This is a genomic window from Parasalinivibrio latis (assembly GCF_036825535.1).
Lineage (GTDB): Bacteria > Pseudomonadota > Gammaproteobacteria > Enterobacterales > Vibrionaceae > Parasalinivibrio > Parasalinivibrio latis.
This window is the reverse complement of record NZ_CP098813.1, coordinates 1,206,317-1,224,879: the sequence shown is the minus strand read 5'-3', so window position 1 is coordinate 1,224,879 and position 18,563 is coordinate 1,206,317. Positions and strand designations below refer to the sequence as shown.

At 49.2% G+C, this 18,563-nt stretch carries 21 protein-coding genes; 9 read left to right on the top strand and 12 right to left on the bottom strand.

Going from position 1 to position 18,563, the window contains the following annotated elements; translation table 11 throughout:
* The first annotated feature begins 19 nt into the window (after positions 1-19).
* The 6 genes from NF212_RS22590 to NF212_RS22565 all read left to right on the top strand — a co-directional run bounded on the left by NF212_RS22590 (position 20) and on the right by NF212_RS22565 (position 5,651).
* A complete protein-coding gene (locus tag NF212_RS22590; protein WP_434361180.1) occupies positions 20-1,891 on the top strand; it encodes a quinoprotein dehydrogenase-associated putative ABC transporter substrate-binding protein in 1,872 nt (623 codons plus the stop codon).
* On the top strand, positions 1,888-3,099 hold the full coding sequence (locus NF212_RS22585; protein ID WP_434361179.1) for an ABC transporter substrate-binding protein: 1,212 nt from the start codon (positions 1,888-1,890) through the stop codon (positions 3,097-3,099). The genes NF212_RS22590 and NF212_RS22585 overlap by 4 nt, the downstream gene beginning before the upstream one ends.
* Entirely contained in the window at positions 3,096-4,079 is a 984-nt protein-coding gene (locus tag NF212_RS22580; RefSeq protein ID WP_434361178.1) for a PQQ-dependent catabolism-associated beta-propeller protein, read from the top strand. Before NF212_RS22585 ends, NF212_RS22580 begins: the two co-directional genes overlap by 4 nt.
* Positions 4,080-4,083: 4 nt before the next feature.
* Positions 4,084-4,431, top strand: coding sequence for a hypothetical protein (locus tag NF212_RS22575; RefSeq protein WP_434361177.1), 348 nt, complete (start codon positions 4,084-4,086; stop codon positions 4,429-4,431).
* The gene (locus NF212_RS22570) at positions 4,415-4,921 is read left to right on the top strand and encodes a c-type cytochrome (protein ID WP_434361176.1); all 507 of its coding nucleotides are present in this window, start codon (positions 4,415-4,417) and stop codon (positions 4,919-4,921) included. Before NF212_RS22575 ends, NF212_RS22570 begins: the two co-directional genes overlap by 17 nt.
* Before the next feature lie 79 nt (positions 4,922-5,000).
* A complete protein-coding gene (locus NF212_RS22565; RefSeq protein ID WP_434361175.1) occupies positions 5,001-5,651 on the top strand; it encodes a response regulator in 651 nt (216 codons plus the stop codon).
* A 46-nt stretch (positions 5,652-5,697) separates the two neighbouring features.
* Here the strand turns inward: NF212_RS22565 and NF212_RS22560 are convergent, their stop codons facing one another.
* The 4 genes from NF212_RS22560 to NF212_RS22545 form a co-directional block, all read right to left on the bottom strand.
* Complete coding sequence (locus NF212_RS22560; protein WP_434361174.1) at positions 5,698-7,206, bottom strand: glycosyltransferase; 1,509 nt, start codon at positions 7,204-7,206, stop codon at positions 5,698-5,700.
* Positions 7,203-8,786 (bottom strand): HlyD family efflux transporter periplasmic adaptor subunit, encoded by a 1,584-nt coding sequence (locus tag NF212_RS22555; RefSeq protein WP_434361173.1) that lies wholly within the window; start codon positions 8,784-8,786, stop codon positions 7,203-7,205. Before NF212_RS22555 ends, NF212_RS22560 begins: the two co-directional genes overlap by 4 nt.
* Before the next feature lie 385 nt (positions 8,787-9,171).
* Entirely contained in the window at positions 9,172-10,011 is an 840-nt protein-coding gene (locus NF212_RS22550; protein ID WP_434362966.1) for a CvfB family protein, read from the bottom strand.
* A 101-nt stretch (positions 10,012-10,112) separates the two neighbouring features.
* On the bottom strand, positions 10,113-10,343 hold the full coding sequence (locus NF212_RS22545; RefSeq protein WP_434361172.1) for a PnuC protein: 231 nt from the start codon (positions 10,341-10,343) through the stop codon (positions 10,113-10,115).
* Between the two features lie 104 nt (positions 10,344-10,447).
* Between NF212_RS22545 and NF212_RS22540 the strand changes: the two genes are divergently transcribed.
* From NF212_RS22540 to NF212_RS22530, 3 genes are all read left to right on the top strand, one after another.
* A complete protein-coding gene (locus NF212_RS22540) occupies positions 10,448-11,125 on the top strand; it encodes a haloacid dehalogenase type II (protein ID WP_434361171.1) in 678 nt (225 codons plus the stop codon).
* A 181-nt stretch (positions 11,126-11,306) separates the two neighbouring features.
* Positions 11,307-11,993, top strand: coding sequence for a histidine phosphatase family protein (locus NF212_RS22535; RefSeq protein WP_434361170.1), 687 nt, complete (start codon positions 11,307-11,309; stop codon positions 11,991-11,993).
* A gap of 28 nt (positions 11,994-12,021) precedes the next feature.
* On the top strand, positions 12,022-12,594 hold the full coding sequence (locus tag NF212_RS22530; RefSeq protein ID WP_434361169.1) for an SOS response-associated peptidase: 573 nt from the start codon (positions 12,022-12,024) through the stop codon (positions 12,592-12,594).
* A gap of 24 nt (positions 12,595-12,618) precedes the next feature.
* On the opposite strand, the gene NF212_RS22525 is transcribed toward NF212_RS22530, so the two are convergent.
* From NF212_RS22525 to NF212_RS22490, 8 genes are all read right to left on the bottom strand, one after another.
* Positions 12,619-13,068, bottom strand: a complete 450-nt coding sequence (locus NF212_RS22525) for a RidA family protein (protein ID WP_434361168.1) — start codon at positions 13,066-13,068, stop codon at positions 12,619-12,621.
* Positions 13,069-13,107: 39 nt separating this feature from the next.
* Entirely contained in the window at positions 13,108-13,563 is a 456-nt protein-coding gene (locus NF212_RS22520; RefSeq protein ID WP_434361167.1) for a pyridoxamine 5'-phosphate oxidase family protein, read from the bottom strand.
* 30 nt (positions 13,564-13,593) lie between these two features.
* The gene (locus NF212_RS22515; protein WP_434361166.1) at positions 13,594-14,682 is read right to left on the bottom strand and encodes a succinylglutamate desuccinylase/aspartoacylase family protein; all 1,089 of its coding nucleotides are present in this window, start codon (positions 14,680-14,682) and stop codon (positions 13,594-13,596) included.
* Positions 14,642-15,547: a 30S ribosomal protein S6--L-glutamate ligase gene (gene rimK, locus NF212_RS22510; RefSeq protein ID WP_434361165.1), complete on the bottom strand. Its 906-nt coding sequence runs from the start codon at positions 15,545-15,547 to the stop codon at positions 14,642-14,644. Before rimK ends, NF212_RS22515 begins: the two co-directional genes overlap by 41 nt.
* The gene (locus NF212_RS22505; protein ID WP_434361164.1) at positions 15,544-15,999 is read right to left on the bottom strand and encodes an ATP-dependent zinc protease family protein; all 456 of its coding nucleotides are present in this window, start codon (positions 15,997-15,999) and stop codon (positions 15,544-15,546) included. The genes rimK and NF212_RS22505 overlap by 4 nt, the downstream gene beginning before the upstream one ends.
* 173 nt (positions 16,000-16,172) lie before the next feature.
* Positions 16,173-16,865, bottom strand: coding sequence for a PEP-CTERM sorting domain-containing protein (locus tag NF212_RS22500; RefSeq protein WP_434361163.1), 693 nt, complete (start codon positions 16,863-16,865; stop codon positions 16,173-16,175).
* A gap of 163 nt (positions 16,866-17,028) precedes the next feature.
* The gene (locus NF212_RS22495; RefSeq protein WP_434361162.1) at positions 17,029-17,259 is read right to left on the bottom strand and encodes a glutaredoxin family protein; all 231 of its coding nucleotides are present in this window, start codon (positions 17,257-17,259) and stop codon (positions 17,029-17,031) included.
* A gap of 144 nt (positions 17,260-17,403) precedes the next feature.
* The gene (locus tag NF212_RS22490; RefSeq protein WP_434361161.1) at positions 17,404-18,465 is read right to left on the bottom strand and encodes a succinylglutamate desuccinylase/aspartoacylase family protein; all 1,062 of its coding nucleotides are present in this window, start codon (positions 18,463-18,465) and stop codon (positions 17,404-17,406) included.
* Positions 18,466-18,563: the final 98 nt, after the last annotated feature.

Sequence of the window (18,563 nt, the reverse complement as noted above, 5' to 3'; positions counted from 1 at the left end):
GCCCAGCGTAAGGACTGCCATGAGGTTACGCACACATACCGCCACATTGATTCTGCTATCCGGCACCGTTTTTCTCGCGGCAACCGGAAAGCCTGTTTATGGTCAGCAGAGCAAAAACGGCCTGTCGAAAAGCCATATCATCGAAAAAAGCTACGATGAAATGACTTCTGCGGAGCTGACAAAAGCCCAACGTGTGGCAGAAACTGCGGATATACGCCCGCTGGTCGCCTGTGCCGACCCCGGAAACCTTCCGATGTCAGATATTAACGGCGAGGGCTACGACAACAAAATCGTTAAGCTGCTGGCAAAATCCCTCAATACCTCCGTCAGTTTTTTCTGGCGGCTCTACCTTGAGCGCGGCCTAAACCGTGAAACCTTCAGCAACAAAGAATGTGACCTCCTGCTGGGGATGCCTTACAACTATGAAGGCGTTCTCACCACCATGCCGATCTACCGCTCTACTTATGTATTTGCCTACCGTGAAGATGAAAGCCTGTCCCTGACCGGTCTGGATGACACCAAGCTCGCGAAAATGCGAATTGGCACTTACCAGCACTCTGGGCTCAGGGAAGCGTTAACCCGTAAGGGCGTGGCGGAGGATATCCGCATCCATGCCATCAGGCAGGACACTGATCTCACGCCGGAACACCAGCAATGGCAACAGGTTAAAAAGCTGGGAACCGGTGAACTGGATTTAGTGGGTATTTGGGGGCCGTTTGCCGGTTACGCCCAAAAAGTGCGGAACTTACCCATCCGGCTTTTACCCGTCAACCTGATGGAGGACAAAACCCCACTCGAATTCTCACTCTCAATCGGAATGCGAAAAAACGACGTCACCTTGAAATTCGCGCTGGATAAAGCGCTGAAAGAAAACGCAGAAGAGCTGGAATCGATCCTGCGAAGCTACGGCGTTCCTCTGGTATCGTGCAGCCAATGCGCGGTCCAGGGGGATTTGCCATCACATGGATCCTATTACGAAGGGTTTATCGATGAGGCTGAAAGCCGGTTTCTCAAACCCCTAACACAAAAACAAACCCAACTGGACAAGGAAAAAGCCACCGCCGATCAAATCGTAGACATCAACCGGCTCAATAACTGGCTGAAACAGGGAGCCGACCTCAACAAAGAGCTTGCCAATGCGGTACTCGCGGCGGACAAAGACCGAATCCGGTTTTTGCTCGACCAAGGTGCAGACATCAACTTTACCAACGCCGCCGGCTACAACTTGCTTCACGATGCAGCCCGGTTCCGAGATTCGGACACCCTCGGTATGTTGCTAAGCCTTGGCGCCGACCCCAATCTTGCCGACCCCCAGGGCTGGACGCCCCTGATGCATGGTGCCTACCGAAACCATGTTCCAACCGTTGAGGTTCTGGCGGCAGCAAAGGCTGATTTGGAGCGAAGAACCAACAACGGATATACCGCCCTTGCGCTTGCTATCGGGGAACGAAAGTTCTGGGCAACCGATGCACTGATCAAAGCCGGGGCAGATGTAAACAGTGTTTCCGGGGAAAAACACCTTACCCCACTGATGCTGGTCGCCTTACATGTGAAATCCAATAAACGCCAGCAGCACGTCATTGAAGGGGCTGAACCGGGTGAAATTGCAACCCGGCTGATAGAAGCCGGAGCATTGCTGAATGCAAAAAACAGCGAGGGAGAAACCCCGTTAATGTTTGCTGCGGCACATGACAATTCCGCCATGATTGCCCTTCTGGTCAAACACGGCGCTGATGTTCTTGCCGTCTCAAACAGTGGTAGTACCGCCCTGGATATTGCGAATGAGAACCGTGCGCTAAACGCTTCCAAGGCCCTTAAATTGTTCACCATGATTGCGGAGAAAAAACTCGCCAAAAGGAAGGCTGAACAAGACGGGGAGAAGACGCAATGAAGCGGATATATAACGCACTTTTCATCTCCCTGTTTCTTTTTACCGGCTTGCCTGTTGCACAAGCTTCGAAAACCGGGTCTGAGTATAAAATTCTTTTTATTGGTAAGCACTACACGACACCTCCGCCCCTTTCATTGCTTGAAAAAGAGTTGGAGGATGAAGGTATCAAGGGAGCCGAACTCTCCGCCAAAGACGGCAACCTTGCTGGCCGGTTGTTCAAAAAAACCTACCACGTCGACAGCCACATCCTTGGTGAAAATGAGCCGGTATCAGGCCTGACTGAAGACATCCGTGTCGGGGAATACCGGTTTATCATTGCCGACTTATATAAAGAGGATTTACTGGCACTTACCCGGCACCCAGCCACGTCAGAAGCGGTTATTTTTAACATCAGGGAGACAGACGATTCCCTTCGCACCCAAACCTGCCAACTCAACCTTTTCCACCTGATTCCCAGCCGGGCAATGTACGGTGATGCCCTCGGGCAATATCTGGTCTGGAAACGCTGGAACCGGTGGTTGCTGATCACGGGCAAAAAAGAAGAAGACCGGAAATTTGCCGCTGCGATGAAACGCACCGCCGAAAGGTATGGTGCAAAAATCGTTGAGGAAAGGGAGTACCAGTTCGAAGCGGGAAACCGCCGTATGGAAACCGGCCACCAGCAAATCCAGACCCAGATGCCGACTGTCACCCAACATGCTCCGGAGCACGATGTGGTAGTGGTAGCCGATGAAAGTGAAGCCTTTGGCCTCTACATGGCCTACCGAACCAAAATCCCCCGCCCTGTGGTCGGTACCCAGGGGATGTACCCAACCGCCTGGCACCGCTCTTTTGAGCAATATGGATCAGCCCGGCTCCAAAAAGTTTATGACGTTTTTGCCAACCGCCAAATGACCGAAAAAGACTACCTTGGCTGGCTGGCAGTTAAACAGGTTGTAGCGTTCACGCTGAGAAAAGACGCCGTAGACCAGGCATCTATCATCACTGCCCTGCGGGATCCCGAGCTAAAGCTTGCAGGGTACAAAGGGCGCCCAATGAATTTCCGCACTTGGAACAACCAGCTTCGTCAGCCTGTTTTGCTGACCACCGACAGTGCATTGATATCGATGTCGCCCATTGAAGGGTTTCTACATCCAAGCTATCACACGGACACTCTTGGCTATGACGAGCCGGAGTCCAAATGCCGATTGGGAGGGAATAACCAATGAACAAGACAAACAAAAACGCATCATTTACATGGAGCGTATTGTTTCTGTCGGCGCTGCTTGCCATGCCAGCACAAGCCGGAAAGCTGTTTGTTTCCAACGAACGTGATAACACTGTCACGGTACTGGACAGCAATACGTTTGAGAAAATCGCCACCATTGAAACCGGGCGCCGGCCCAGAGGGCTGATTACCAGCCCTGACAGCAAAGAAATATACGTCTGTGTGGGTGATGATGACGCCATTGACGTTATCGATACCGCCAGCCTGAAAGTGGTGCGCCAGCTTAACCCCGGCCCGGATCCCGAGTTGCTGGACGTCGACCCGACCGGCGAGCGCATCTACATTGCCAATGAAGATGATGCCATGGTGACGGTGATAAAAACCCAAACCGGCGAGAAACTGGCAGAAATTCCGGTAGGCGTAGAGCCTGAAGGGATGCGCGTCCACCCGGATAACCACCTGACCGTAGCGACCTCTGAAGAAACCAGCATGGTTCACTTCATTGATAACAACTCACTGGAACTCATCGACAACATCCTCATAGATACACGCCCGCGCCATGCGGAATACAGCCGTGACGGCAAGTATGTGTGGGCGTCTTCCGAGATTGGGGGCACCGTTTCTGTTATCAAGCTTGATGGCCGGGAGCTGGTTAAGGTAATTGGCTTTGAAATCCCCGGAATCCGGGCTGAACTGGTGCAACCGGTAGGTATGCGTATGAGCAATGATGGTAAGTACGCCTTTGTCGCACTGGGTCCGGCAAACCGCGTTGCTGCGGTCAATACCACCACCTACGAGATTGAAAAATATATCGTCGTCGGACAGCGACCCTGGCACATGGAAATCGATCCCTCCGGAGAAAAACTCTATGTCGCAAACGGCCTGACAAATGACATGACCATTATTGATGTCGCCTCACTCAAACCGGAAAAATCCGTACCGGTTGGCCGCCTGCCTTGGGGCGTGGCCTATTCCGAGTAAACGGATGAAATATTCCATTGCGTTCATGATATTGGCGATAAGTGGCCAGCCGTCCATAGGCCTGGCGGGAAACAACCCATGGGCTCAGCCCATTTGGAAATCACCCCCGTTGCCGGAAAACCCGGCAGCGGCATTTGACAAACATGACCCTTACGCACTGGCAGTGGGCGCAAAAATAAAAACTGACTGTTCTATCCGTTATATCTGGCACCGGGACGGCAGGCTTTACTGCTTCAACAGCCTGACATCAAAAGCGTTTTTCCTTGATAACCCGGCCGGCTATATACGGCGGGCTAAACAGTTTATACAAGATGAAAGCAATCCAGGAGGAAGCAATGAAAGGAAACAATAAAACGATGCTGAGGGGAATACTGTTTGTCCTTCCCCTTTTTGGGGCTGCACTCTTTTCAGGGCAGGTAACAGCTGCATCAAATTCATTTGATATAACCACCATGCCCCCCGCTGAACTTGTGAGCAACTTTCAGCCAGGAACCCTCATCAACCCTTATGACCCTAAGGACCCGGAAATCGCCAAAGAGGGTCATCAAATCTTTATGGAAACCGGCTGTAATGGTTGCCATGGTGGAACCGGAGGTGGCGGCATGGGTCCTCCGCTGTCAAACCAACGCTGGGTTTACGGTAAAGACCCAGACACACTGTTCCGGCTGGTCACACTGGGCAGCGAAAAACTGATGGAACAGGGATACAGCCGCAAGGCGCGTGAAAATGTGCGGGCTCCGATGCCTCCCCAGGCATCAGGAGACATCGTGATCATCGAATCGTCAGACAGGTTATGGAAAATCATTACCTGGATATTGTCACTTCATGAAAACAAGGACTAGGGCGTGTTCTTAACCTTGTACACGTAACACGTTAAAAAATAGGCTATGGTAAATTTTCGGGGCGTTTAAGGAGAAGACGATGGAACACGGTTGCAAGGTCATGATTGTTGATGACCACCCGATGGTTCGGCAGGGTTGCCGGATACTCCTGGAAAGTCAGCATATGGAAATATGTGCGGAGGCAGACAGTGGCGAATCTGCGCTGAAGAGCCTGTCAAATTCCGAGCCGGATGTGGCGGTGGTGGATCTCAGCATGGAAAACATGGGCGGACTGGAGGCCATCTCCCGCATACTCAGCCGCTCCCCGCAAACAAGAATCGTCGTATTCACCATGCATGATGACCCAAACATCACCATGCGGGCAATCAAAAATGGTGCCCGGGGATACGTCACAAAAAGCAGCCCGCCGGATGTCTTGATCGAAGCCATTGAAACGGTAATGGATGGAGGCAGTTACCTCAGCACGGACGTGGCAAAAACGCTCGCATTTAACCATCACCTGACAGCCAACTCGGACCCTCTCGAGAGCCTTACAAACCGTGAATTTGACATATTTCAAAGGTTGGCAGACGGAAAGAGCACATCCCAGATCGCGGATGACCTCTCTCTGTCTAAAAAGTCCGTATCCAATTATGTCGTCTCCATTAAGCACAAGCTGAATGCCTGCTCGCTGGCTGACCTGATTAAGTTTGCGATAACCTCGGGGCTGTCAACACGCAACCTGAACTAACCGCCCGGCTGTATACCTGCTCTTTGTTCGAAGGTGATGGAGAGACTCAGAAATACAGAGCCATCACGGCCACAAACAACGTCAACAGCGCCGCGGTGGTTTCTACATGTGGGAGCCACCGTTTCACTTCCCCAGTGAAACTGTGGTCTACATAGTTGCTGCTGATATTCTGCCGGGTCCAATTCTGAAGGTTTGGATGGAAAAAAAGGTAAATCTTTATAAGAGATCCAAACACTTGCTCGTACCACAGCAACACAACAAAAATGGGGTGAAATACGCCTGATTGTATGGATATAAGCAGGACATTCAGCCCGCGGGACACAATGACCCAAATCAGGTAGGCAACAAACATCGAGGGCCCGAGGTACAAAGAGGCAACCAATGCCAGCGTGGGGCCAATTAACGTCGTCCACATACTGATTCTTTGGTCCCAGAGGCAAAGCCATAGGAACCAACCCAAACGCTGCGGGGAGAGGGAAAGCGCCCGGAGGTTACTTCTTAACATATTCCCATACCACCGGGTCATCAGTTGAACGCTGGTGGTAAAGAAGTTATGGGTCGGTTCTTCCTCCATGCAAGTCACTTTCCAATCCGGGAGGTATAACATCTTCCATTGGTTTTTTAATACATAGAACCAGGTACTTTTGTCGTCTCCGGTCAACAACCTTATCTGCCCGTAACGCCAGTGTTTAATGTAGTCATACCTGAGATTTTCGATGAAATCAGAAGACAGGGCCAGTGATGCACGAAACGCTGAAAACCGCCCCGTTAACACCAGAACACGGTAGCTGAGGCTGAGGGAGCACATGTAGAAATGCCGGAGTGACATCCGTTGCCGGTACCATTGACGGGTAATAGAAGATCCTTTCACCGTTGCCTGATTGTGGGTGGTTACGGCACCGAGATCATGAAAACGCATCAGGAAACCAGACACTTTCTCCAGGGTGCCTTCCGGGATTACCGTATCGCCATCCATTAAAATCAAAATACTGTCTTTTGATACTTCCTTTTCCTCCGCCAACAACGTCAGTGCGTCCGCCATGGTTCCACGCTTGCCAGAGCCGTCCTGCCAGATAACGTGCAAATTCAGAGGGGTTGAACTCGCGACTTGCTCAAATTGCCTTTCAATCACCGCAATATCGGCAACGTCTGTCACACAGGCAACCACCCGGCATGCAACACCAAATCGTTCAATGTCATCTATCAGGGCTTTAAACACCGGGGCGCTTATTTCGGGGCAGGTTCGGTAACAGGGAATGACGATTAGGACTTCCGTCGGCTTTTTTGAAGATTCAGCCATCACTTTTAGAATGGGATAACGAATATATTGATAAAACACCCCACGCACCAAGTGGATCAGTTTCCACCCATATCGCCAAGCCCCGATTAGGCCAATCACCAATACGATTTCTTTTTCTACGTCGCTGACACCGGATATCGAGAAAGCAACAAGCAAAATGACCAGAAGTAATACCAGCCCCATCCACCAAAACGCAGTAATGTGGCTTGGGTCTTCTCGGGAAAAGCCTTTAATCGCCAGTTTTTCGGGCTTCATAAGCGTAGCCAGTCAGTGAGGAAATCTTGCCATTTAACATGAGCCAATACCGTCGCCGGCTCATGAATCACAGATTCGGTGTCTTGCTCAGAAGGAGATATAAGCAGTAACGTGTACTGTTTTAGCCGGGGTAACGTTTGGGGCAACCCTCCCAGTAGTTTACCTTCGTCATTAAACAGTAACGGGTTGGCAGCACTGTAAAAGCGAGTTTCCAAAATTGTGCCTTTCATAGGCTCATCATTGCTGGTCAGCCTGTAATCAACCTCCATCCCTACTTTCAACAAAGACGCTTTTTCAACAGGCATTAAGGCAACCAACATCCGTTGTGAATTATTTGCCGGGTTTACCGGAGAAAGTTCTAAAACGCTGTTACCTGTTTCAACAACTTCCCCTTCAGTTGCATTCGCAGCGATTACGTAACAATCGCATGGTGAGTACGCAATCCCCCTGTTTTTAATTCTTTCAATTTCCAGCTCCAGTGCCACAGCTTTTTTAATTCGCGCATCACGTTGGGCACTGAGTTCAAACGGCGATGCCATCGTGGTAAAACCATTTTCGGTCAGGAGCTCGAAATTCGCGAGCTCCAATTGGTTTTCTATATTCTGTTTTCGGGAAATCAGCTCCAGTTTTTCTTTTCTTACCTCTAATACATCCAGCCATTGGTACTCATGGGTCACATGATCAACTGAGCCCGCATTTTTCCCTTGCTCAAACCGTTCGAATATATCAACGCGGCTTCGTTCTTCATTTAGTATCAAAGACAACCGATCGTCAATTAATCCAAGTTCGCTGTTTAAACGGTTTTTATAATTTCCAAGGGCCGCAGATATTTGTTTCAACATCGTATCGTAAAATGCAATATCTGCCCGCGTTGATGCTAACTGTTCTTTATACTCGGCCAGCAAGTCTGCTGACTCTTCCGTTTCCACCTGAAACACAGGCTCACCTTTTGAGACTTTCTTACCCAATTCCAGCTGGTTGAACGTAATAATACCTGTACTGTGGCTCCGGAAAATAAGTACCGGCTGGGTGACGGCTGCATGAAAAGACTTTATCGTCAGTACCCTGGATTGAACCATCATGGCACCAAAAGCAATGAGAAAGGCGGCCCCGAGGGCAACGAAGGTAAAACGCCACCAGTTTTGTTTCATCCTTGCCGATTCTTCTTCGTGCAGCTGTGCTTTCACTCCAAACGTAGTAATTGAGTCGAGGGAAAGCGTCTCACCAGAAAGGTAAGTATCCACTATGGTTTGCAGCGTTTTCTGGTGGTTTGAATCAATCGAGAAGAATTGGCAACCGATGATGTAGCCATTGTCACTGGCTCGCATTACTTCAAAATGAACCGGAGTGGAAAAGGTGCCTATGGGTAATTCAAAGCAGAGATCCCCATCCAGCTTTTCTCCCTTTTGCCCGGGGAAATCTCCCTCATTAAGCGAAAAGCCGCCAATACTCCATTCCTTCGTAGGGTACCTTTTTCCTGCGATATTAATAGACGCCGGAAATTCAATCCGAGGATAGCGTCTTGCACCCGTGCGGGACTGAAACGTATGTATGGAATTGCTTTGTGGTTGTGCACCCATCCCGGCACCCTGCCATGCATTATTTTTCTTTAGGGGTTATACATCCCACATATCAATAAGGGATGCATAATCATCAACATGCTTAACATGTCTCATCGTTGAGTATAGTTCTATAAAATAAGAACCGGGTTGTTTTGCTTGTACCGAAAAATATACCGCCATGAAAAACAAAGAATTCCATGTGCTTTATAACTGGCAGGCATTTAATAATGACACGCAGAGATGACTAAAATATCAGTCAACAAAAAGAGGGGAAATTTCATTAAACCATGATGTTAAATTGGTTTCCTCATGAGAGCATTAAAAAACACAAAAAAATGCCTGATATTTTATACCAGGCATTCGTGAAATATACAGCGGTCTAAAATCAAGCAGCTAGCTTCAATTAATCTTTGCGAAGACGGATACCGTCTTTATCGATAACAATTCTTCCCTGCTTGTATAACGCACCAATGGTTTGCTTGTATGTCGCCTTGCTGGTGCGGAAAACATCAAAAATCGCTTCTGGAGAAGACTTGTCTGACAGCGGTAGATAGCCACCTTTCTTTTCCAGCAGTGTCATAACCTTATCTGCCAGATTATCTACTTTCGCCCGGCCTGGTGCCTGCAGTGAAATATCGATTTTACCGTCACTTCGAATGCTCTTGACGTAACCTTTCAGGCGTTTACCAATAAACAGCTTTCCGAAGACATCGCTGCTGAACAGCATTCCCCAGTGCGCATTTTCAATAATAACCTTGAAACCCAGGTCCGACCGCTCCCCTACCATCATATTGACCTGCTCGCCCTTTTTGTAACGTGCAGGTGTCTTATCAAGGAAACGGTTGAATTTTGTTGATGCGACGATACGGCCACTCGCACGATCGATATAGATGCGAACCAGAACGGTATCACCTTCTTCCAGACGGCGGCGTTGCTCGCTGAATGGAATAAGGATGTCTTTATTGAGGCCCCAATCTGCAAACGCACCCACCGAGTTAACGCTTACCACTTTCAGATTGACAAATTCGCCGACAACACCAGCAGGTTTCTTGGTTGTCGCAATCATGTCATCGTGGGCGTCAAATAGGATGAACACATCCAATTTATCCCCGACTTGGGTATCGGCCGGAACCTCATTACGTGGAAGAAGGATTTTACCTTCATCTTCACCACCGTCGAGGTATACGCCATACTCTACAACTTCCAGGACTTTCAGCGTATTGAACTGACCTGCTCTAATCATCTGACCGATACTCTCTTTTTGCGTTGAATCGGCGCGCATGATACGCCATTTTGTGCCTGGACGCTGTAAAAAATGTGAACCCTGTAGGAATTTTCAATCCCTTATGCTTCCCGGCTCCATTTCAATAAAGCCCGGACATTCATTAGCAGGAAGAGTACGTTTGCTACCACCATAGCAAGACTGCCCGTCATCACACCGAGCGATACCCAACAGCCATTCCCAACCATCATCAGAACAAATCCAACCCGGTTTTTGTTTCCAATTTGCCAGATGGCAAGAAAGGTTAACACCATTGCCGCCCAATCAATGCCAAAGTATTGCCAGAGTTCCATATCCTGCCCGTTTTAAATCACATATCAATATTATACCCAAACCAGCTCGGGTTCTTTTTCGTCTACTATCAACAATACCCGCAGAGCAAGAAAGGACCAAAGGAATGGCGATTACCCTTGCATTTGATGTCTACGGCACCCTTATTGATACACAGGGGGTCACTGTGTTACTGAAATCCATGGTGGGCGACAAAGCCGAGCCATTTGCAACATTATGGCGTGAAAAACAACTTGAATACTCTTTCCGGCGTGGGTTGATGCAAAATTATGAAGATTTTGCCACCTGCACCCGGCAATCCCTTGAATATACGTGTATGCATCACAATGTCTCATTGTCAGAAAGCCAGAAACAGCTGTTGATGGACAGTTACAGCAGCCTCCCTGCATTCCAGGATGTCCGTCAGGCACTTGAAGTACTTGGGCACAGCGGTCACCGTCGCCTTGCTTTCTCAAACGGAACCCACAAGGCGGTCACGACGGTTCTGAGCAACTGCGGATTAATTAATTATTTTGAAGAAGTGGTCAGCGTTGACGACCTGAAAACCTTTAAACCGAATCCTGCATGTTATGCCTATTTCTTACGTTCTGCAGGTTCTACCACAGATCAAACCTGGCTGGTGTCATCCAACCCCTTTGATGTTATCGGTGCCCTGTCAGCGGGCATGCGCGCAGCCTGGGTAAAACGTAGTAAAAATGCTCTCTTTGATCCTTGGGGAATCCAGCCAACTCTCACCGTATCCAACCTGCTGGAGCTGGTTCAACATCCGGACTTTTCAGGCTGACTCTATTAACACCGCAACTACCACAACATCTTAAGGTTGAAGACTCAGTACGCAAAATATCACCAACCCTGTGATAGCAAAGGCAAACATATGGTTTAATTGTTTAAACCATATGCCATTTGAAGCTTATTGAAAGCGGACTGTAAAAGGATAGGTCCGGCAAAGCACAACAGGAGCGTTAATGAGTTTGACCCAATATTTTGCCATCGTCAGGCACGGTGAATATTACCAACTCCCCGATACACCCAGTGCCAACCAACCTTATCCCCTGACGCCGGAAGGTGAAAAGCAGGCAGAAATTTGTGCCAGTTATATTAAGACTTTTTGCCAGGACAAAATGATAGATCCTGTCTTCCCTATCCATACCTCTTCGTCACTACGGGCATGGCAAACTGCCGACATAGTTTGCCGTCAGCTCGGCTACCCGCTGAGTATTGTTGAAACTAACTCCCTGACAGAAAGGTCGGTAGGGGCGCTTGCAAACTTATCCGTAGCAGAGATTGAACGGATAATTGCTGCAGACCCACGCTTTTCGCCTCCCCCGCCTAATTGGGATTCGGATAACCGTTATTGTCTCCCTTACCCCGGAGCAGAATCACTTATGCAGGCAGGACAGCGGGTCGCCGACTATATTTCAGACACATTCAACCAACACGACAGCGCAAACCGATTACATATTTTTGTTGGTCATGGTGCAGCGTTCAGACATGCAGCATTCCACCTTGGAATGTTAACAATACGGGAGTTAGCAGAGCGCAGCATGCACTTCGCCAAACCAATATTTTTCAGCCGTAAACCGGGAGAAACCTGGCAACACATTTCAGGGGAGTGGAAATTCCGTACTATCTTTAATGCGGACTTGGACTGATATTTGCTGGTAGGCCGGAGGAAAGACTATGTGCGGCAGGATAAATGTATCGGATGACCCACTTGCTAAGTTCATCACGGACACGCTTGGGATGCCATTCCATACCCGTACGAACCCAGACCTCCGCCCAACCGATCCCATTGACGTAATTGTTGGCAAGGAAAACCCACGTCAACTCACTCTTCACTGGGGCATAAAACCTGACTGGGCAAAACGCCCTATTATCAATGCACAGGCAGAAACCGCCGCCGTCAAACCCACCTTCCGGCAAAGCTTTCATCAATTCAGGTGCCTGGTACCTTGCTCAGGGTGGTATGAATGGACACCCGAAGACCCATCAGAGCCACAAAGAAAAAAACTGAAGTACCTGTTTACCGGCAGCAACGGTGAGCCCATTTTTATGGCTGGCCTTATGTTGCCGGACTGCAAGCTCGTAACCCTTACAACACCGCCAGATGAGCAGTACTCCCGTTACCACCACCGCATGCCCATGCTCGTTGCACCGGAGAAAGCCCGAAAGTGGTTAACTGATACCGGTTACGCGGGAGAACTGGCTCAAGCCCCTCACCAGTACAACCTGGACATTTCCCCAATCAAGTGACGGAGTTTCGTTTCGCAATACTGTCTATGGCAATTTCATTTCAACCACGGCTTCTATTTCAACCGGCATGTTACCAGGCAGGGAGCTCACGCCCACCGATGTACGGACATGCTTTCCATCATCACCAAATACATCAATAAATAATTGGGAACAACCATCTATCACTGCCGGATGTTCAGTGAAGTCAGGTGTTGCGTTGATATATCCGTTGATTTTCACTATCTGGCGCACGCAGCCTAACGAACCTGCTTCATGAATTATCGCAGCCAAAAGATATAGCCCAATCTCTCGGGAAGCCTGCTTTGCCTGTGAGGTTGTCAGATCACGCCCTACCTTCCCAATTAGGCTTACTGTTCCTTTGCCGGAAAGATAAAGCAGGTTGCCGAGACGTTTCCCATGAATATATTGCCCAACCGGGCTGACAAGTTCAGGAATAACTATCCCTAGAGCCGCTATCCTTTGCTCTGGTGTCATTGTATAGAGTCCTTTGGTTTCAACGCCGGGCGGAAAATACTATTTCAGTCCGTAGGAGACCAGCGCCTGGTCAATTTGATCATCTTCAGTAGTATCGGGAAAGAGGGTATAAGAAGGGGCAATCACCGGTTTGGCCGAAGTAACCTCAATTTCGATGATACTGAGCACCGGGTACCGGTCTGTTACCAGTGGCTGAAAGCGCTCAAAGTGGTCTTCAAACGCTTCATCATTCCTTTCAACAACCCGGGCAATCCCTTTGAGTTGGTAACCCTTCTGCCTGAAAATATCGATGAAGCAGATACATACTGCTGCATTTTCTCGAATGTTCTGCACACTTTGCGGGGAGGCAATATTGGCGATCAGGAAAATATTGCCCTCCCCCGGCAAAAACATCTCCTTGGGAGATACATTGGGGTCGCCTTTACTGTTGGCTGTGGCTAGCCAACACAGAACACTGGCACTCATGGCGTCCTTTACTTCTTTGGTCATGGCCATATGGTTTCCTCACTGTATTGGGACGTCAGTTCAGGCTTTGCCTATTCCCCATTTTAGTTCATTCGCAGGATCATCCATCACATCATCAAGATAGCTTTCAACCTGCTGTGCAACCAGGCGGTCCGGTTCCTCAAAGAACGCTATATGGAAGATGGCATCGCCTTCATTAACCAAAGGCAACGTCTGTTGGCCAATCACAATACCGCCCTGTGGCGCGATCACCTGAATCTCCGCGCGGCCGCTTGGATCGCTGATATTAGCAAGAACCTGACCCCGGCTTACCCTTTGCCCCAGAGAGACATGAGATCGCAATAACCCATCAGAGTCAGCCCTAACCCACCGGGTTGCCCTTGCTAAAACACACCCAGCCGCTGGTTTGATACGTGATGAACGTAACATGCCCAAATGCCGCATTACACGTTTAACCCCCTTTACCCCCGCGGCCACGGCAAACTGTTCCAGACGCAGAGCCTCACCGGCTTCGTAGGTGATCACAGGAATACCGGCTTTCTCAGCTTCTGAACGCAGTGAGCCATCCCGCAGCGCGGCATCTATTAATACCGGGGCCCCGAAAGCCTCGGCCATCCCTGCGGCATCAGGGTTGCTGAGGTTGGCCCGAATTTGCGGCAAATTGGTACGGTTGATAGCCCCGGTATGGAGATCGACGACGTGGGTACAGCGTTCGACAACATCTTTGAAATAGCGGAAGGCCATACGCCCGGCAATAGAGCCTCTTTCTGATCCGGGGAAAGACCGGTTTAGGTCTCGCCGGTCCGGTAGGTAACGCGACTTATGGATAAAACCAAAGACGTTGACCACAGGGATAGCTATCAACGTCCCCCTAAGCTGGGAAAGCCGAATTCGACCGATGATCTGGCGCACGACCTCTACGCCATTCAGCTCATCACCATGAATAGCTGCATTGACCAGCAGTACCGGCCCAGCCTGTTTGCCATGGAAAATTTCAGCCGTAACGGAAAGAGGCGACTGGGTATAAAGGCGGGCAACCTCCAGCTCCAAGCTGGCATGGTTACCCGGCATAATTTCCAAATCACCAATCTCAAAAGGCGTATTTGGCTTAGCCCTTACCACGGGTTCGCGTTCCTTGTGGGTTGGCATTTTTTTCAATGTATTCGATGATCATGCCAGCGACATCTTTTCCTGTTGCCGTTTCAATACCTTCAAGGCCAGGAGAAGAGTTTACCTCCATCACCAGCGGGCCCCGCTCTGAACGGAGCAGGTCAACACCAGCTACACGCAACCCCATAATCTTTGCTGCCGCAACAGCCGTTTTTCTTTCTGTAGGGGTCAGCCGGATTAAAGAAGCCGTACCGCCCCTGTGAAGGTTGGAACGAAACTCACCCGGCTGGGCTTGGCGTTTCATAGCCGCAATGACCTTATCGCCGATCACAAAACAACGGATGTCCGCACCACCGGCTTCCTTGATGTACTCCTGAATCATTATGTCTGCTTTCAGGCCCATAAAGGCTTCAATAACGCTTTCAGCTGCTTTTTTGGTCTCAGCAAGGACAACACCTATCCCCTGAGTACCTTGAAGCAGCTTGATCACAACCGGTGTGCCGCCAACCATATCCAAAAGGTCTTTAATATCATCCGGTTTGCTGGCAAATCCGGTTACCGGCATACCTATTCCCTTACGGGACAGCAGTTGAAGCGAGCGCAGTTTGTCGCGAGAACGGCTTATTGCCACCGATTCATTCAGAGGGTAAACACCCATCATTTCAAACTGTCGTAAAACCGCACAGCCATAGAAAGTTACAGAGGCACCAATACGCGGAATGATCGCATCAAAATTGACAAGGTCTTCACCTTTAAGGTGAATCGATGGCTGGGTTGAATTGATATTCATGTAGCTGTGCAGCACATCAATAATGCGATACTCGTGTCCACGCTGTTCACAAGCCTCGATTAAGCGGCGGGTAGAGTAGAGGTTTCTGTTCCTTGAAAGAATTCCTATTTTCATTCTTCACCTCCCCCTAACCGGGTCAGGAAAGACAACTCGGGATCAACGGTAAGGCGGCCATTCATAGCGGTACGGCCCAAAAGCATCCGAAACTTCATGTTGTCTCGTCCGGTCAGGGTCATTTCGATAGGGTATTGGAGATCACCAAGACAAAGCAGCGTTCGGATAACATAGCGCCGGGTTTCGTGGCCGCCGGAATCTCGCACAGAGCGAATATCCAAGACCGCGGCTTCGCAGACACTGATGGTGTCATTGTCATCCTGAATGGGGTGAAGCTGAAAACGAACCCAAAGGTTTCCGTCTTTCTTAAACTCCTCAATTCCAAAAGTGTGCAGGCATGAAGTACGAGCGCCTGTATCAACCTTTACCTTGATACGCTCGATACCCAGCTCCGGCAACGAAACCCACTCGCGCCATCCTACCTGGAGCTTGTCCTGATGTGTTGTTGTCATTGTTCGGACTTACGTTAGTTTGGGAACTAACAAAATAGTCCACATTGCTGTGGGGAGGTAACACTATTTTTGAGATCAAAGGTTTGACAGATCAACGCATGTCGTTTTTTGATAAGAAAACGGCACTGCCCGGCAAAACCTGACAGTGCCATATTCGAAAAAACGGCTTTTCACTATGATTTTTTGCAGAGTGTTCTCCGGCCAAACAGCAGTAGGGCGGTACCAAACAAAGCAAGTGTTGCCGGCTCTGGAATGGATGTATCAGGGCTCACGACAGACAGGTTGGTCAGATTAACGTTCAAGTCACCGTTACCACTGTCAAACTTAAACCAGCCCGCCAGTGCATACCCGGTTGCCACTACGCGTGTTCCACCTGCTCCATCACCAAACTGGAACCATTTTTCCCCGGAAATTACCGGTGAAAGACTGGCGTAACTACCAAAGCCCTGAACAACATTGGTCAGAGAGGTATCCACTTTGAAAAAACTCCAGTCATCTTTTGGCGAAATTCCATTAGACGTGTAATAACTTCCGCCACAGTCGTTAGCTTCACAACGAGGGTCGCTAAGCCCAAGGGAACTGAATGGTATTTCTTTCAGGTTTAAGTCCAAACTGAAACCAGAGGTTGCGTCATTTGGGTTATAAAACGTCGCACTGTAAGATGCGGTTCCAGCCTCTGTGTCGTACCGGAATTGACCATTGCTGTTTGCATCGTGTGCCTGTGAAGTTCCAGTTGGGTTATACAAAAATGCATGAGGATTGCCGGACTTTATTACGTCTTCACTGTCTGAGGTAATAATTGCTGCATGAGAAGAAAAACTGATTGCTGCAAGCAGTGAAAATACAAGGCAAATTAGACGTACCATATCGTTTTGACTCCGTTAGGTTTCGCAAATACTTTTGGGTAAGGTTTACAGCCACACGGAGTAAGCAAACGGTTTGCCAGTATAAAATATCTTTAAATAATAAATAGTTAGATTGAAACACAAAACCTAAACGAACATTCATGTAAAAAAAACAGACACTGCACTAGCTGGCTTTGAGAACTTTTTCTATCTGTTTGACTGAAAACCCCCTCACAATTTCATCGCCTATTCGAATTACCGGTACAGACCTTGCGCCCAGCGAAGCCAATTCTTTCTGACCCCGTGGCGTTGAGACATTCACCAACCTGAACGGAATATTCTTGCTCTCAAAATACTGTTTTGCGGCATCACAATGAGGGCAGCGGTTAAAAGCAAATAAAGTGACTTTTTTCATCGGTAGTTCTCCTAAAACGTGACCACGAAAATAACTCAGGATCAGAGACCAACCAAGCTATCAATGTAATAGTCAGTTCACCCTTTCACAGTATAAAGAAATGGCGGCTAAACAGCCGCCATTTCCAAAGCCACTCATCACCACTCAGACAGTTGTTAAGCCCCACTTGAGTTCATCATCCAGTGTTTCTACGGCATCATCCAGGAAAGATTCAACGTACTCTTCTACCAGGCTGTCAGGTTCTTCAAAGAAAGCAATATGGAAAATCGCATCCCCTTCGTTAACAAGCGGAAGCGTCTGCTGACCGATAACAATACCACCTTGAGGCGCGGTAACCTGGTGGTCTGAGCTGCCAACAGGGTCGCTGATACTGGCGATAACTTCCCCTTTGCTTACTTTCTGCCCTAACGCGACCCTGGAGCGAAGCATACCGTCTGAATCCGCGCGCACCCATCTGGTCGCTTTGGGGACTACCGGATCCGGCAGTTTTTTGCTGTGACCGGTACGAATCATCTTAAGGTGGCGCATTACCCGCATCACCCCAATAACACCCGCTCCTATGGCATGCGGGTCCAGACGGAGAGCCTCGCCGGCTTCCATAGTGATGACCGGAACATCAAATTCTTCTGCCGCTGCGCGCAGCGAACCGTCACGAAGTGTGGCATCTACCACTACGGGTGATCCAAAGGCAATCGCCATTTCTTTCGCGGCTGCATTGGCAAGATTGGCCCGGATTTGCGGCAGGTTGGTACGGTGAATGGCTGCCGTGTGCAGGTCAACGACATGTGTGCAACGTCGGACTACCTGATTGAAATAGTGGTAGGCCATACGGCCTGCAATAGAGCCCCGCTCTGAACCGGGGAAGCACCGGTTAAGATCCCGCCTGTCCGGCAGGTAGCGGGATTTATGTATAAAGCCAAAAACGTTGACAACCGGAACGGCGACGACCGTTCCATGTAGCTTATTCAGATCGATTTTGTCGATAACCTGGCGGGTAATCTCCACCCCGTTTAGCTCGTCACCATGAATTGCGGCATTTACCAGCAATACCGGCCCCGGCTTTTTCCCATGGAGAATTTCAACAGAAACTGAAAGTGGTGAATGCGTGTACAGTCGCGCAATTTCCAGTTCGCAATTAGCGCGTTGCCCAGGTTGAACGGTCAATTCCCCAAATTCAAACGGCGCGTGTTGTGCTTTTTTAGCCATTCGGTGATTTCCTGATCTTTATTTGTATTATTTTTGGAACAGAATAAAGATTATGAGAATTTCCTGATTTGGAATGTGAACTGTATCACGCAATAACT